The following is a 14975-nucleotide window of genomic DNA, read 5'->3' as shown; positions in this document are numbered from 1 at the left end:
ACGAGTTCCCGGTGCATGCGGACGTCCAAGCATCGCTCCTTCGCTTTTATGGGACATCGACTTCGACAACCCGATCCTTGGCGTTGTTTGCGAAATCGGTAAAGCTGCTAAGCGCAATCCGGAATTTGCCGCCGGACTTAAGCTGGTTTTCCATGAAACTCGGCTTTAATATGATCGCAAATGCAGTATCGCCGTTGGAGACGCCGTAGAGGTAATCATCTTCAAATTTCAGATCGGGGAGCGAGTCCGTGATGACTCCATCGGGAGCATATTTTATACCGATTTGCGGGTAGATGCCATTGTATTGCCACCATACGGGCTCGCTCAACGACAGGCTGATTTTCCCGTCCCCGTAAGTCGCGCCGGTCACGGTCGGAGCTTCCTGGTCGAAACGGATCGGCAGCGATACGATGCTGGTAACGGTACCGTTCTCGTACAGCTTGAATACAAGGGACGCGTTGTCGGGTTGACTCTTGGGTTTTACGATCAGTCCGGCGTTGCCGCTTGCGTCTTTTTCGACCGCAATATTCGCCGGATCGGATGATTCGATGGCGATGAAGCCGACCGTTTCGTCATTTTTGATTAGTTTGAAAACGCCTTGTTCCGGGTCGTAGGAATGGACGTAATCCAAATTTTCGCTTTCTCCGCGGGTGATCTGGATCAACTTTTTGATATTCCTTTTATTGTAATATTCGGGATCGGAGCTTGCACCAATGTACACGCCGGTATCCGTCCCGTTCAACACGAACCCGTCTGCCGCGAGCTTCAGCGCCAACGGCCGAACCTGGGCGTTGTTCAGCTCGATAACGGTGGTTTGCAAGCTGTTGTAGGCGTTCGCGATCGTCTCTGCGTCCGCTTCGGGATTCGCATTCACTTCTTTGGCATGGGCTAGTTCTTCATTCAAGTGTTCGACCGCGATTTCGGGATATTTCCCGGTCGTCTCCCCGACGTTCTCCTTCGCGTGGTCGTACAACGCTTGCGCTTCCGCAATAAGATTGCCGAACAGCTGTTTATCCGAAGCAAATGCCGCTTGAACATGATCGAAGGTTGCGGCCAGTTTGCCGGATGTGCTCCGGATCGAGGCATCCGGCGACTGCGGATGGTAGGACACTTCATAGACATCCCCCATTCTCAGCGGTGAATCCGTGATGATTTGCACCGTTTTGCCTGCGACGGCGACCGATTTGACGGCTCGCTTAAAGGAAGAGGAACCTTCTTTCGCATAGATGTGGAAATCGGCTGCGGAAGGAACGCGATTCGAATCCAGCTCTTCGTCATAAGCAAGCACGAGGGTGTCGCCCTTGGCAAAAGAAATCGCCGGCATGCCGAGCGCATGGGATTGAAGAAGGATTTTCGCGGAAGGAGCGGATACGTTGCCGGCCGGGTCCACGGCGTACAGCTTGTATTCGCCTTCGAACAATGCCGATGTCGGGACGGCGGTTTCCGTGTTGGCGGCGGCGGAGGCTTTGGAGGCCATATTCACGCTGACCAAAGAGTCCAACAATTCCCGGCTGGTCGGGTTCTGGCCGAAAGGCACGAGATAGATGCTGCCGGCTTCGCTGCTTTTCGCGATCACGTTTTGGCCGATCTGCACAGGAGAAGCGGAGACGAGCGTTACGGTCGGCGCGGCGGTATCCGGTTGGATCGGCGTGCTTGGGCCGGAGTCGCTGCCGCCGCCGGACGAACCCGGATTCGTTGGCGTAGGGGACGGCTTTTGATTTTCGGGCTGCTTAACTGGAGGTTTTTCTGGAGGTTGGGATGGCGTCGTTCCGTTGTTCTTGATCTGTTCCTGAGCTTTAAGGAGACGGCTTGCCACCGCCGCAACGGCTTGCCTGTCCGCGCTTCCCGTCGGATTGAAGGCACCGTTTGCGTCTCCCTGCAGCAGGCGGAGCTCGACGGCCGCGGCTACGGAATCTTTGGCGTAACCGGCAATTTGGTCTCTGTCCGAAAATTGAAGAGACCAGCCTTTGCCCGCCGTTTCGACGTAGCCCATGGACTCTAGTGCCCGCATGAACAGGACGGCCATATCTTGACGGGTGAGATTCTGGCCGGTGCCGAACTTGCCGTCGCCCATGCCTTTGATGATCCCTGCTTTTACGGCCGCTTCCACGAAATTGTAGGCGTAATTCGAGGCGGGCACATCCGAGAAAGTCGCATTGGCCGGCCCCGATGCCGTTTCAAGCTTCAACGTTTTGGCCAGAAGAATGGCGAAGTCCTGTCTTTGGATCGCTTCCGTCGGATTAAACTTTCCGTCTCCTTTGCCATTGACGATTCCTTTGGCGGCAAGCTCCAGAATCGCGTCTTTGGCATATGAGCCGCTAATATCGGTAAATTCGGCCGGCGCGGCTGTGACCGGCAATGCGGCGGCACTGAGCAGCGCAGCCGTGGTCATGACTTTGAAGATGAACGTTTTCTTCATTTTTTCCCCTCTTTAGCCCAGAATAAAACCAAGATTTCCCATGCGGATGGATTGGTGACTCTATCATATATGCCGGTATATGCCTTGGCAATCGATTTTTTTTCGCCGGGAGAACGGCATGATTCGGAGCTGGTAAACCGAGGTGGCGGAAGAACGGAAACAGCTGGATGAAATGCATGCCGGATTTGATATATTTCTACCGGTTTATCATTTTCCACATCGCTTAAAACGTTGATATACCGCCATTTCTTCGGGTTTTCCGCCTAAAACGGACGCAAATTCGAAGGCGGGGGAAATCATGGGGTTTACCAATTTTGAAAGCGTTTTTATGATGGAATCCAACGGGCAACAGTCAGACGAATGGGAACAACGGCGGCAAATGCCTGGAGCATGCACCCGACAAAACGAGGAGGAAAAAAAAGAATGCCAAAAAAGCGGATCCGTATGTCTGTCATCCTTTCCGTGCTGATGCTCATGCTCAGCGCCTGCGGCGGAGGAGGTGGCAAAGCCCCCGCTGAAGATCAGGCCGAGGCGCCTGCTTCCAATAACGAACCCCCTGCTGCCGCCAGCGCTGCGCAATACGGGGATACCGGGGGGCTTAAGCTTCCGTTGGTGGACGAACCGACAACCATCAAGTTCATGCTGCCCAGCAATTCCTCCAAGATCGGCGACGACAAGCTGATCGTTCAGGAGCTGCTGAAGCGGACGGGAATCAAGGTAGAGTTTCAAACCTATTCGCCGCAAACCTATCAGGACAAATTAAAGGTGGTCGTCGCCTCCGGCAAGCTGCCCGATATTTTTATCGGACTGAAGCCGGCGGAGCTCAAAAAAATCGGCCAGCAAAAGGGCGTGGTCGCCATCAACGAATACGCCGACATGCTGCCGAATTTCTCCAAGCTGTATTTGCAGGAAAACGACTGGGTCATCAAGTCCTACGGCGACCAAAACGGGAATATCTATACGTGGCCGATCTATGACCTCAACCGGGAAGTCAATCACGGCTTCCTGTACAGGAAAGACATTTTCGATAAAAACGGCATCAAGGAATGGACCAATACCGAAGAATTTTATCAGGCGCTGAAGAAGCTGAAAGAAATTTATCCGGATTCCTATCCGTATGCCTCGAAAGGGCTGGCCCACATTTTCGGCGACTGGTCCTTCGGCTGGGGGCTCGGGAATAACGACAATTATCCGGCCTATTACGACGAGAAGGACGGGACCTGGAAATACGCCTCCGTGCAGCCGGAGCACAAGGATATGCTCGATTTCATGAAAAAGCTGTACAACGAAGGCTTGATGGATCCCGAATTTTTGACCGATACCCAAGATTCGTGGACCACGAAAATGACGACCGACAAGTCGTTCGTCACATGGGACTGGATCGGCAGACTGGACTTATTCTACAACCAGGTCAAAGAGAAAAATCCGGATTACAACCTGAGATATGCCAATCCGATCGGACCTACCGGCCATGTCCGCACGCTGCCTAAAGTTTCCGACTTCAGCGTGGCCGTTGCCAACAACAAAAACAAGGAAGCGGCATTAAAGCTGCTGGACTATTTGACGAGCCCGTCCGGGGGCGAGCTGATGACCGTCGGCGTGGAAGGCGTCAACTTCAATTGGGGCGAGGACGGCCGGCCGGTGTATCCGGAGCTGAAAGACCTGCCGCTGGTAGACATCGGCGTGCTCGAGGACCGTTACGGCATGTGGCTGGAAGGCGCTTATCTCAGACCGGACAAACGCAGCGTGTATTACAAGTTTTCCGAGAAGGAGCAAGAGGCCCAGGACAAAATCATGAAAGAGGACAAACGGGAGCCGTTCGATCCGATCCTGAACTTTACCGACGACGAAATTTCCACGCTGGCGGAATTGCAGACTTCGCTGCAGAAAGCGTCCGAGGAGTTCAACGCGAAGTATATTCTGGATAAATCTTACGGGGACGCACAGTGGGAAGAGTTCAAAAAGTCGATCTCCAAGCAGGGGATGGATGACCTGATCAAAATCTACAACGACGCCCAGAAGCGGTACGACGCGGCCAAGTGATGAAACGGGGAACGACACATGATGAATAAACCGTTAAAATCCCGGTCCAAGGAGATGCTGAGGCATATCCGGCGGGACCGGGAGCTGCTGTTACTGTTTATCCCGTGCATCCTTTTTTACGTCATTTTCCGTTACGGTCCGCTGTACGGACTCATCATCGCCTTCAAGGATTACAGCGTGTTTACCGGCGTGCTGGGGAGCGATTGGGTCGGGCTGAAGCATTTCATCAAGTTTTTCGGCAATCAGGATTTTTGGATGCTGTTCCGCAACACGCTGCTGCTCGGCTTTTACACGCTCGTATTCGGATTTCCGTTTCCGATCCTGCTGGCCGTATTGCTGAACGAGGTCCGGGTTCAATGGTTCAAAAAGTCCGTGCAAACGCTGAGCTATCTCCCGGCCTTTTTATCCGTCGTCATCATCAGCAGCATGATCATCGATTTCCTCTCGCCCACGAACGGGCTGCTCAACCAGCTGCTGGCGGCGCTCGGGTTCGAGAAAAAATATTTCCTCGCCGATTCCGGGTGGTTCCGGCCGATTTACGTCATCTCGGAAATTTGGGGCACGGTAGGGTACGAATCGATCATTTATCTTGCGGCGATCGCCGGCATCAGTCCGACGCTGTACGAGGCGGCGAAAGTGGACGGGGCAACGCGGTTTCACATGATCCGGCACATTACGATTCCGGGGCTGATGCCCACCATGCTGATCATGTTTATCCTGAAAACCGGTTCCATGATCCGCGTCGGGTATGAAAAGGTGCTGCTGCTGTACAATCCGATGACCTACAACGTAGCCGACGTGTTTTCGACGTACGTTTACCGGAAGGGCCTGCTCGAGTCCAACTACAGCTACGCGGCGGCGGTCGGAATGTTCGAGGCGCTGGTGGCCATGGTGATGCTGCTGGGCGCAAACGCCGTCAGCCGGAAGATCGGAGGGAAGGGATTATGGTAGGGGCACGCAGATTATCCGTTTTTGGCGTCGTCAACGCCCTGATCCTGGCCTGCGTCGCCATCGCGACGCTGTATCCGGTATGGTACATTGCGGTCACCTCGTTAAGCGATACGGCTTCGGTCGTCCAAGGGAAGGTGTTATTGTTCCCCAAGGGCTTTAACTTCGACGCCTACGCGGAGGTGCTCAAAAACAAATTGATCCCGCGGGCGTATTTGAACTCCGTTTACTACACGTCGCTGGGCACCTTCATCAATCTGTTGTTTACGGCGGTGGCGGCCTATCCGCTCTCCCAGAGAACGTTTTTCGGCCGCCGGTTTTTCATGCTGGCCATCGTGCTCACGATGTTCCTGAACCCCGGCATCATTCCGACGTATCTCGTGGTCCAGAAGCTGGGACTGACGGATTCGGTATGGTCGCTCGTGCTGCCGAACGCGATTTGGACGATGGAGCTGATCATTTTAAAAAGCTTTTACGAAAACATGTCCTCCCAGATCCGGGAGGCGGCCCTCATCGACGGCGCGTCGGAAACGAGGATTCTTTTCAGCATCGTCATCCCGCTCTCCAAACCCGCGCTGGCTTCCATCGGTTTGTTTTATTTCATGGGCCATTGGAACAGCTTCTTCCTGCCGCTCATTTATTTGAACGACAAGGACATGTATCCGCTGCAGGTCGTTTTGCGGGATATGCTCATCTTCAACACCGAAAATGACGCCGGGCTCGTGGACCGGGCGGCCCTGGCGCCGCAGGCGCTGAAAAACGCGACGATCGTGCTGTCGATGATTCCGGTGCTGCTGATCTATCCATTTGCCCAAAAATATTTCGCGAAGGGGGTTATGCTGGGGGCGGAGAAGGGTTAGGCGGCGGAATGTGGAATAGTTGTCATCATGAGAGGTGACGCCAATGAATCGGTTAATCGCAAGCCGGGGACTGCTGCAAATCTTTTTCTCTCTGCTGCTGGTCATCGTGATCATGTCCGTGTCCAACTACGTCGTTTACCGCAATTCGATTTCCGGGATTTACGAAAAAGTGACGCAAAACAATCGGTTGGCCGTCAAAAACATCATTCAGGCGTTCGACAGCAGCCTAACGACGGTGAACAACCTCATTTTCACGATCCACGGACTTCCTTACGACCGCTTGAAATCCGGGGGAAGCTCAACCCTCGACATGTCCCAGGTGTATTCCCTGCAGGACAATTTGGCCAGCCTGGTGTCGTCGGTGGATTACATTGAGGACGTGGTTGTGTTCTACGATCAGGTGGATTTGGCGATTACCGCGAGCGGGACCAGCGACATGAAGCTGCTGTTTCAGAATAAATACAGGCATGACATGTACAATGCGGCCTACTGGAGGAATTTCGCCAAGTCCAAACGTCCGTTCACCGTTTTCCCGGCTTCCGATTTCTATGCGCAGGCCGAAGGCTCGAAGCCGAGAAGCGAACGGCTGATGGTCGTCATGGACGGCAACAAATACAAGCTATCGGACAAAAACGTCATGGTCCTGATCAACGTGGAAAAATGGCTGCAGCACGTGAATCTGCAGGCGATGGTGCCGGGTTCTTCCTTGATCGTGCTGGATGCCGACCGCAACGTCATTCTCAGCACCGACAAAAACCTGGATCTGGTCGAGGTGCTGAACGACGTATACTTCAAGCAGCCGCAGGGGAAATCGCTGACGCGGGGCGACTTCGAGTACAGCTTTTACCAGTCGGACTACAACGGCTTCATCTACATCGATAAAATGCCGTACCAATTCCAAAATATCGACTCCGTGGCGAGCGGAAGCAGGCTCATCATGATCGTGGCGATCGTAAGCGCGGTGGTTCTCGCCGGACTGCTCAGCGTCTATTTGTACCTGCCGGTCAAAGGCATCCTGAAGCTTCTGGGGGGCGGCCGCGTGAAAGGGAACGACTTCCGCAAAATCCACAGCGGCATCGCCAAGGCACAGCGGGAAAACGAAGAGCTCCGGAGACAGATCCAATCCGCGGATGCGGAGCTTTGCCGGGCGGTTTTCCTTCAATCGCTGCTCGAAGGGCGGCACGCCGGGGATGACGGGGCGCAGGCGCGGAGATTTGAACGGTCGTTGTTCCGCGAAAAGCAGTTCGTGATGGCGCTGTTCCAGTTCAAAAGCAAGGAGGAGACCGGGGAAAACGCCGGCCTGAACCCGGAAGACATGGCGGAGGAGATTCGCGGCGGCCTGCAATACGTCGCCGGGCATGCGGCCGTATTTCACGTGCAGGATTTGCGGTTTGCCGCTTTGATCGGCATCGTTCCCGGGGCCGGGAGGAAGGAAATCATCGACGGCGTCCGATCCTTTATGCTCCATGCGGGGCAGGGCGTTTTTGCCGGCTTTACGGTTCGGGCTTGCGTCTCCAAAACGTATGAATCCCGGCTTCAGCAGTGCAGGCCGGCATATCAGGACTTGCTGAACGGGCTTCGCTACCGGAACACCCATGACGAAGCGCAGGCCGTGATCGATACCGAATCGATCCGTTACGTGGCCGACGTCTATTTTCCGCTGGAGAAGATGGATAAGCTGACCCGCTGCCTGACCGGCGGCAGAACCGAGGAAGCGGTTCACATCGTAAGGGACATCATTTCGGAAAATGCGGCCCGGAACATCCACCACTACCATTTGGCCCATGTCGCCAAAAGCATCTTTCTCTATATCATCAAACCGGTCGAAGCGTCCGTATCGGACGACAAGGAGCTGCTGCGGCTCGAAGCCCGGTTCATCCGCCAGGTCGACGAGGCGTTCGGCCACGACGAAATCGGCAACGCGCTGGCCGAGCTCGTGCAAAGCATCGCGGACAAACGGAGCCGGGAGCCGAAAAGCAAGCTGAATCCCGCCTTTATCTCGCAGTATATCGAACTGAATTACATGCACAACTTGTATTTGGACCGGATGGCCGAGGTGCTGGATACCACGCCCAAATATTTCTCCAACTATTTCAAGAAAACGTTCGGCATCAACTACGTCGAATACCTGAACAAGGTCCGGCTGGAGCATGCGCGGGAATTTCTGAAAAATACCGACTTCAATATCGCCGAGATCGGGGAAAAAACAGGGTATGCCAATGCCTCCACCTTTACGACCACGTTTAAAAAATATTACGGCATCTCTCCCAGCGAATACCGGAAAACCGCGGGCGAGGGATAGAAGGAAGGGGTACATGAAAGCCGTCGCCGCTTTTAAAGGAAACATCGTCATTACGGAAACGGAGGAACAAATCACCGTGCCGGAGGGGCATGTGCGGATCCGCACCGAACTGTCGGCCATCAGCCCGGGGACGGAATTGTCCTTTTTGAAACGAGGCCCCGAGATGCCCTCCCTTCTCGGGTACAGCGCCGTCGGAATCATTGAAAAAATCGGGGACCGGGTAAGCGGATTCCGGATCGGCCAGCGGGTGGCCTGCTACGGCGCCCCTTATGTCCGGCATTGCGAACGATTGACCGTGCCGTCCAATTTGATCGCTTCGGTGCCCGATCACGTCCGGCCCGAGGAAGCGGCCTTCGGCGGGTTGGGAGCCATCGCGATTCATGCGCTCCGGACCGCTGATCTCCGGTTCGGGGAATCGGCCGTAATCGTCGGCTTGGGCATTCTGGGACAGATGATCGCCCAGATCGCGGCGGCAGCCTCGTTTCGCGTCATGGCGCTCGACGTGAATGCCAGCCGTGCCGACATGCTGCGGGCTCAAGGCATGGAGCATGTCTTCACCGAGCACGACGGGCTGCAGAACCGGCTTGAAGCCGTTACGGACGGACATGGCGCGGATTGCGCCCTCCTTTGCGCCGGCGGGCCGGGTGAAGAGCTCATTAACCGTTCCTTAAGCTGGATTCGCGACCGGGGAAAAATCGTCGTGGTCGGCGACTTGTCCACCTCTTTTTCCAGGGCGCAAATGTTCGGGAAAGAAGCGCAGGTCCTGATCTCGCGGGCCGGCGGACCCGGCAGGTATGACCCGGGCTACGAGAGGGACAACCGGGATTATCCGATCGGATTCGTGCGCTGGACCGAAGGGAGGAACCTTGAGGAGTACATCCGCCTATTGGCCGAAAAACGGATTTCGATTTTGCCGCTTATTTCGCATCGTTATCGGCTGGACGAAGCCAAGGCCGCTTATGACAACTATTTGAATACGCCGGGTGTCATGGGAACGTTAATCACATACGGGGACTGAGGGAGGAAGTTCGATGCGCAAAACATGGTTTGCGGTTGCAGTCGTCATCGTATTGTTGTCAGGGATTGCCGGTTGGGGAGGTGCGGCAAGCGCCCAGGAAAGCCGCTTGGGGCAGAAGGTCTACGGTCCGCCCGAGGAGCTGCTGCCGCCGCTGAATTACACGGTCTCCGTCTTTAACGGGACGGTCGGCCGGGAGGAAGGGCGTCCGGTGCTGTATACGACGTCCAAGGGCAAGCCGGGCCGGCTGAACGTCATCGATTTGGCGGATTACAAGCTGCTGCGCAGCATACCGATCCCGCCTTCGGAGAGTTCGTGGGCCCATACGGTGGCGCCGGACGGGACCTTGTACGTCGCGGCCGAGGGGGGCGGAGCGAGGCTGTGGAAATACTCTCCGGTGACGCATACGGTGGAGCAGGCCGCGGTGTTCGACGGCGAATCATGGCCGATCTGCGTTACGACGGACGAAGCCGGACGGGTGTACGTGGGCACGTATCCGGGCGGCAAAGTGATCCAGTATGATCCATCTACCGGACAGATCAAGGATTACGGCCGCGTGATCGGCCATATAGCCCAGGAATACGTCCGTTCCATCGCTTATCAAGGGGGCTATATTTATGCGGGGACGGCGCATCATCAGATTGTGCGCGTCAATCTGGCGACAGGAGAAAAAACCGACATCGCCGCGTCCCTCCATGTTCCGGAAGGCGACGATACGGTATACGACCTCGATACGATCGATAACCGGTATTTGTTCGCGCGGTATACGGACGGAAGCGGCGTGCCGGGGCCAGCTTATATCTATGATACGTCGGCGAACGCCTGGCTCGATACGGTCATCGATCATGTGACGGGTCTTCATGAGACCGACTCGCTGAACGGCAAAATTTACTTTATGTCCGATAAAAAGCTGAAGACCTTTGACTTGACGACGCATGAGGTTGCGGAGACGGGCATGGAGTACGGAAGCGGCTTCCGCGGCGCGGATTGGGTAGAGTTTCCGGACAATCCCGACCTGCCCGGCAAAAACCTGGTTACGGTCCGGTACGACGGCGGCGTGGCCATTTTGAACATCGAAACGAAGAAGGTGCATCTATACCCCTCGGTCGTACCGGGAACGCCGGGAGTCGTTAACCGCATACAATCGTCGCCGGACGGCGGACTGTTCGTAACGGGAGTGCAATCCAGCAGGGGGTCGATCATCGACCCGAACGCCCTAACGTCGGTTCCTTTTTCGATCGGCCAGGCGGACAGCGTGTATCCGCTCGGCAACCGGATGTATATGGGAGTCTATCCCGAAGGAGCCCTGTACGGATACGACATGAATCTTGAACCGGGCGCCGAGAATCCGAAAAAGCTGTTTGTTCTGGGAAATCAGCAGGAGCGGCTCGTCAATATGACGTCCGGCGGCGGCAAGCTGTATGTCGCCACGATTCCCGCCTATAATACGTTGGGGGGAGCCGTTACGGAATATGACCCGGCAACGGGGGAAGCCCAGGTATACCGGAACATCGTGCAAGACCAGAGCGTGCTGAGCCTTGCTTACAAGGACGGCAAGCTGTTCGGTTCGACGACGATCCGCGGCGGCCTCGGTTCCGAGCCTGCTGCGGACGAAGCGAAAATCTTCGTGTGGGATACAAAAACGAAACAAAAAATCACGGAGTTCCCGCTGCGGATCATCGGGCTGGATAAACCCGTTTTTATCGGGGATTTAAGCGTCGGGCCGGACGGTCTGATTTGGGGAGCAGCGTACGAGTACGTTTTTGCGATCGACCCGGATACCTATGCAATCGTCAAAAGCAAAAAGATCCAGTCGAACCTCAGCTACACGCAGTGGGCGCATCATCCCATGCGCTGGTCGGACGACGGGTTGTTGTACGTGTTGTTTAACAACAAATTGACCGTAATCGACCCGGAAACGATGGAATCCCGCATGGTCACGACCGCCGCACGGTTTGAGCTGGGCAAAGACGGCCATCTTTATTTTACGGATCAAGCGACCAATACGATTTTATACCGCATTCGGGCGGGCGGAGAGATCGTTGAATCTCCCCCGGGAACTCCGCTGCCGGTCACGAATGCCGGCTTTGAAGAAGCGCTAAGCGGCGGCATGATTCCGGGCTGGGCGTCGCTGTTCGCAGTTGGCTCTGACGTCAACCATGCCGTCAGCACGGATCGCAGCTTCTCCGGCGGCGCCAGCCTGAAATTGGGCGACGGCACGCGGACGGCATCCGTGGCCCTCCAAAGCGATAAAATTCCGGTCACTCCCGGCAAAAAATATACTGCCGGCGTTCAGGTCTACGTCGAGTCCGGCCAGCCGGGAGTCATGCTCCGGTTCTTCGACGCCGGGAACCGCACGCTAAGCACGCTCGAAACGCATTTGGACGAGAGCCGGCTGGCACAATGGCAGGAGGTCACGCTTTCCGGCGCGGCACCGGCCGATGCGGCCTATGCCAGACTCATCGCGGTGGTCAGCCGATATAACATGGCTTCCGCTTACTACGACGACTTTGCCCTTTCAGTGGAAGGGGCGGAACAGCCGAAAGATACGGATGCGCCGGTTTCCGTCGCGGCTATCGTGCCCGACGCGAATGAAGCCGGGTGGGTCAACCGCGACGCAAGCGTTCGGATCGATGCTGCAGACGGCGAGGGCAGCGGCGTTGCAGGCATCACGTATGCCGCCGCCGGAGCGATGCGGCAGGATCCCGTCAGGATCGAGGGGAGTCCAGCATCTTTCGCGATAACCGCCGAGGGCATAACGAAAGTGACGTATTGGGCGGAAGACCGGCAAGGCAACAAAGAAATACCGCGCGAGCAGACGGTAAAGATCGACAAGTCCCTGCCGGACATCGTTTTTGCGGGGAAGGACGTTTACACGTTGGATCAGACGGTGTCGATCCGCTGCGAAGCCTCCGATAGCGTGTCCGGCATCGCCTCGGATACCTGCAGCGAAGTGAATCTGCCCGCCTATGCGCTTCTTCCCGGCATCAATACGCTATCCGCCGAAGCCGTCGACTTGGCTGGGAACATATCTACGAAGGAATTTTCATATCAGATCGCTGCGACCTGTGAGGGCTTGGGCGTGCTTGTCGATTCGTTTGCATCCTCTCCCGGCATCGCGAACGCTTTGGGCGTAAAACTGAAAAATGCAGAGGAATCGGCTGCAAGGGGCAACGAGCAAGCCAAACAGGGACAGCTTCAGGCTTTCGAACACGAAGTGAATGCCCAAATCGGCCGCGGTCTGACGGCGGAACAGGCTGCCGTTCTGCTGAAGTGGGTGAAGGAGCTGTAAACGGGACCTAAAAAGCTCAAGCCGACGCGTTAAAAATCGCGTTCGGCTTGAGCCTTTTTTTGCGAATCGCAGCACTGCGGTTACTTTTTCAGCAGCAAATAGATGAAATACGGCGCGCCGATGAGCGCGACCACGATGCCCGCCGCCAATCCGTCCGGACTCGCGACCTGGCGGCCGATCGTATCGGCCAGCACGAGCAGCCAGCCCCCGGTCAGGATCGCCACCGGAATAAACAACTGGTTCCGCGGGCCGACCAGCGCTTTGGCGATATGCGGCGCCATCAGGCCGATAAAGGCGATGCCGCCCGTGACCGACACGGCGGAAGCCGCCAGGGCAACGGCCGTCAGCAGCAGCACGACGCGCTCTTTGTTCAGCGATACGCCGGCGCCGATGGCAACGGGTTCGCTCAGCGACAGCATGTTCAGCTTGTTGGCCTTGTACATCGTAAAAGGAATCAGCACGACGAGCCAAGGGAGAAGCGCCCAGATAAACGGCCAGTCGGTCCCCCAGATGCTGCCCGCGATCCACTTGGAAATGAAATCGACCTTCTCCCGGTTGGCGGACGAAATCAGCACGACCATGACGCCGGATAGCGCCATGGAGAAGCCGACGCCCATCAGCACCATCCGCACCGGCTGCAGGCCGGATTTGCGGCTGTACGAGCTGACATAGATCAGGAGGGCGGTTACCATCGCTCCCATGAAAGCCATCAGCGGCAGCAGATAGATGAACGAGCCGGCCTCGATCGGAGCAAAGAGAAAGAAGATCGACACGGCGACGCCTGCGCCGGAATTGATGCCGACGATGCCGGGGTCGGCCAGCTCGTTGCGCGTAATTCCCTGCAAAATCGAACCGGAAAGGGCCAGCGCCATCCCGGCCAGCAGCGTAATGACGATCCGCGGCAGCCGCACGGAGAACAACACGAAATTTTCCTTGAACGTGCCTTGGCCAAGCAGCGTCGGAATCAGCCGATCGAAGGATAGGGAAGCGTAACCGAGCCCCATGCCGACGACGGCCGTCAGTACAATCAGGATGAGCAGAATCAGCAGAATCAGGCGCTGCTTGCGGATCAGTGACGGATGGATCATGAGCTTGCTTGCCCTCCTTTCCGCGCAATGACGAGGAAGAACGGAAGTCCCAGCACCGCCACAATGGCCGCGACGGGCGCCTCGTACGGGGCGGTGATCGTTCGCGCCAGCGTATCGGCGATCATCATGAAAGCTCCCCCCATGACGGCCGCCATCGGGATCGCAAACCGATAATCGGTGCCGACGATGGCGCGCACGATATGCGGAATCATCAGCCCGAGGAAGGTGAGGCTGCCGACGAGCGCGACCGAAGCGCCCGCAAGCAGGAACGTCACCACGAACAGGATCGCTTTGATCCGCGCCGTTTTCTGGCCGAGGCCGACGGCCACTTCCTCGCTCAGGCTAAGGATCGTCAGCTGCTTGGACAGCAGCATCGCAACGATGATGCCGGCGACGATAAAGGGCACGATCACCTGAAGCTGGCTCCAGTTCGCCCCGATCAGGCCGCCGGAGGTCCACATGGAGACGCTTTTGGAAATTTTGAAGGTAATTCCTACCCCGTCCGCAACGGCGTTCAAAAAGGCGGAGATGGCGGCGCCCGCCAGCACGATCCGCAGCGGGGAGAAGCCGCCCCGCTTGACGGAGCTGATCCCGAAGACGAGCGCCGCGCCTGCGGCCGCGCCGATAAAGCAGGCGATCATCAGGCCGAAATAATTGACGGAGGTCAGTAACGCCAGCGTGACAGCCAGCGCGGCATTGGCGCCCGCCGTCAAGCCGAGGAGCCCCGGGTCGGCCAGCGGGTTGCGGGTCATGCCCTGCATGATCGCCCCGGCGACGGCCAGCGCCGCCCCGACGAAGATCGCGGCAACCTCCCGCGGCAGGCGGATTTCCCGGATCATCGACAGCTTTTCCCCGGCGCTTTTGCTGGTCAAGGCCATCCATACGTCCCTGGCCGAAACGTCGGCGGCTCCGACCAGCATCGCCAGCACGAAGACGGCAATCAGCAGCAGCAGCGCCGCAAGCATTTTATACGTAAATGGGATTCGTCCAGTTTTCTTGTCCATCGCG

Annotated in this window: 9 protein-coding genes; 6 read left to right on the top strand and 3 right to left on the bottom strand. The window is 56.7% G+C overall.

Features of this window, described 5'->3' with window-relative positions; translation table 11 throughout:
* Positions 1 to 46: 46 nt before the first annotated feature.
* Positions 47 to 2419 (bottom strand): S-layer homology domain-containing protein, encoded by a 2373-nt coding sequence (locus tag KI367_RS18520; protein WP_212951463.1) that lies wholly within the window; start codon positions 2417 to 2419, stop codon positions 47 to 49.
* 423 nt (positions 2420 to 2842) lie between these two features.
* Here KI367_RS18520 and KI367_RS18515 point away from each other — a divergent pair, with 423 nt between their 5' ends.
* From KI367_RS18515 to KI367_RS18490, 6 genes are read left to right on the top strand one after another with little or no spacing between them, the layout of a single operon-like run.
* Positions 2843 to 4462, top strand: coding sequence for an extracellular solute-binding protein (locus KI367_RS18515; RefSeq protein WP_212951462.1), 1620 nt, complete (start codon positions 2843 to 2845; stop codon positions 4460 to 4462).
* Between the two features lie 18 nt (positions 4463 to 4480).
* Positions 4481 to 5413 carry an ABC transporter permease gene (locus KI367_RS18510; protein ID WP_036706135.1) on the top strand — a complete coding sequence of 311 codons (933 nt, stop codon included), beginning with the start codon at positions 4481 to 4483 and terminating at the stop codon, positions 5411 to 5413.
* Complete coding sequence (locus KI367_RS18505; RefSeq protein ID WP_036706136.1) at positions 5407 to 6270, top strand: carbohydrate ABC transporter permease; 864 nt, start codon at positions 5407 to 5409, stop codon at positions 6268 to 6270. The genes KI367_RS18510 and KI367_RS18505 overlap by 7 nt, the downstream gene beginning before the upstream one ends.
* Before the next feature lie 43 nt (positions 6271 to 6313).
* Positions 6314 to 8572 (top strand): helix-turn-helix transcriptional regulator, encoded by a 2259-nt coding sequence (locus KI367_RS18500; protein ID WP_212951460.1) that lies wholly within the window; start codon positions 6314 to 6316, stop codon positions 8570 to 8572.
* A gap of 13 nt (positions 8573 to 8585) precedes the next feature.
* Positions 8586 to 9590 (top strand): zinc-dependent alcohol dehydrogenase, encoded by a 1005-nt coding sequence (locus KI367_RS18495; RefSeq protein ID WP_212951459.1) that lies wholly within the window; start codon positions 8586 to 8588, stop codon positions 9588 to 9590.
* A gap of 13 nt (positions 9591 to 9603) precedes the next feature.
* Positions 9604 to 12879: a carbohydrate binding domain-containing protein gene (locus KI367_RS18490; RefSeq protein ID WP_212951457.1), complete on the top strand. Its 3276-nt coding sequence runs from the start codon at positions 9604 to 9606 to the stop codon at positions 12877 to 12879.
* Positions 12880 to 12959: 80 nt separating this feature from the next.
* On the opposite strand, the gene KI367_RS18485 is transcribed toward KI367_RS18490, so the two are convergent.
* Complete coding sequence (locus KI367_RS18485) at positions 12960 to 13967, bottom strand: FecCD family ABC transporter permease (protein ID WP_212951455.1); 1008 nt, start codon at positions 13965 to 13967, stop codon at positions 12960 to 12962.
* Complete coding sequence (locus tag KI367_RS18480; protein WP_212951453.1) at positions 13964 to 14971, bottom strand: FecCD family ABC transporter permease; 1008 nt, start codon at positions 14969 to 14971, stop codon at positions 13964 to 13966. The genes KI367_RS18485 and KI367_RS18480 overlap by 4 nt, the downstream gene beginning before the upstream one ends.
* Positions 14972 to 14975 lie beyond the last annotated feature (4 nt).

The organism is Paenibacillus cookii, from assembly GCF_018333375.1.
Classification (GTDB): domain Bacteria; phylum Bacillota; class Bacilli; order Paenibacillales; family Paenibacillaceae; genus Paenibacillus_AQ; species Paenibacillus_AQ cookii.
The sequence above is the reverse complement of the archived record's forward strand: the minus strand, read 5'-3'. Positions and strand labels throughout refer to the sequence as shown.

Bases quoted from the DNA above. Each gene is read 5' to 3' on its own strand.
- KI367_RS18500 (WP_212951460.1), top strand. From the start codon at position 6,314: ATGAATCGGTTAATCGCAAGCCGGGGACTGCTGCAAATCTTTTTCTCT.
- KI367_RS18490 (WP_212951457.1), top strand. From the start codon at position 9,604: ATGCGCAAAACATGGTTTGCGGTTGCAGTCGTCATCGTATTGTTGTCA.
- KI367_RS18495 (WP_212951459.1), top strand. From the start codon at position 8,586: ATGAAAGCCGTCGCCGCTTTTAAAGGAAACATCGTCATTACGGAAACG.
- KI367_RS18520 (WP_212951463.1), bottom strand. From the start codon at position 2,419: ATGAAGAAAACGTTCATCTTCAAAGTCATGACCACGGCTGCGCTGCTC.
- KI367_RS18480 (WP_212951453.1), bottom strand. From the start codon at position 14,971: ATGGACAAGAAAACTGGACGAATCCCATTTACGTATAAAATGCTTGCG.
- KI367_RS18505 (WP_036706136.1), top strand. From the start codon at position 5,407: ATGGTAGGGGCACGCAGATTATCCGTTTTTGGCGTCGTCAACGCCCTG.
- KI367_RS18515 (WP_212951462.1), top strand. From the start codon at position 2,843: ATGCCAAAAAAGCGGATCCGTATGTCTGTCATCCTTTCCGTGCTGATG.
- KI367_RS18510 (WP_036706135.1), top strand. From the start codon at position 4,481: ATGATGAATAAACCGTTAAAATCCCGGTCCAAGGAGATGCTGAGGCAT.
- KI367_RS18485 (WP_212951455.1), bottom strand. From the start codon at position 13,967: ATGATCCATCCGTCACTGATCCGCAAGCAGCGCCTGATTCTGCTGATT.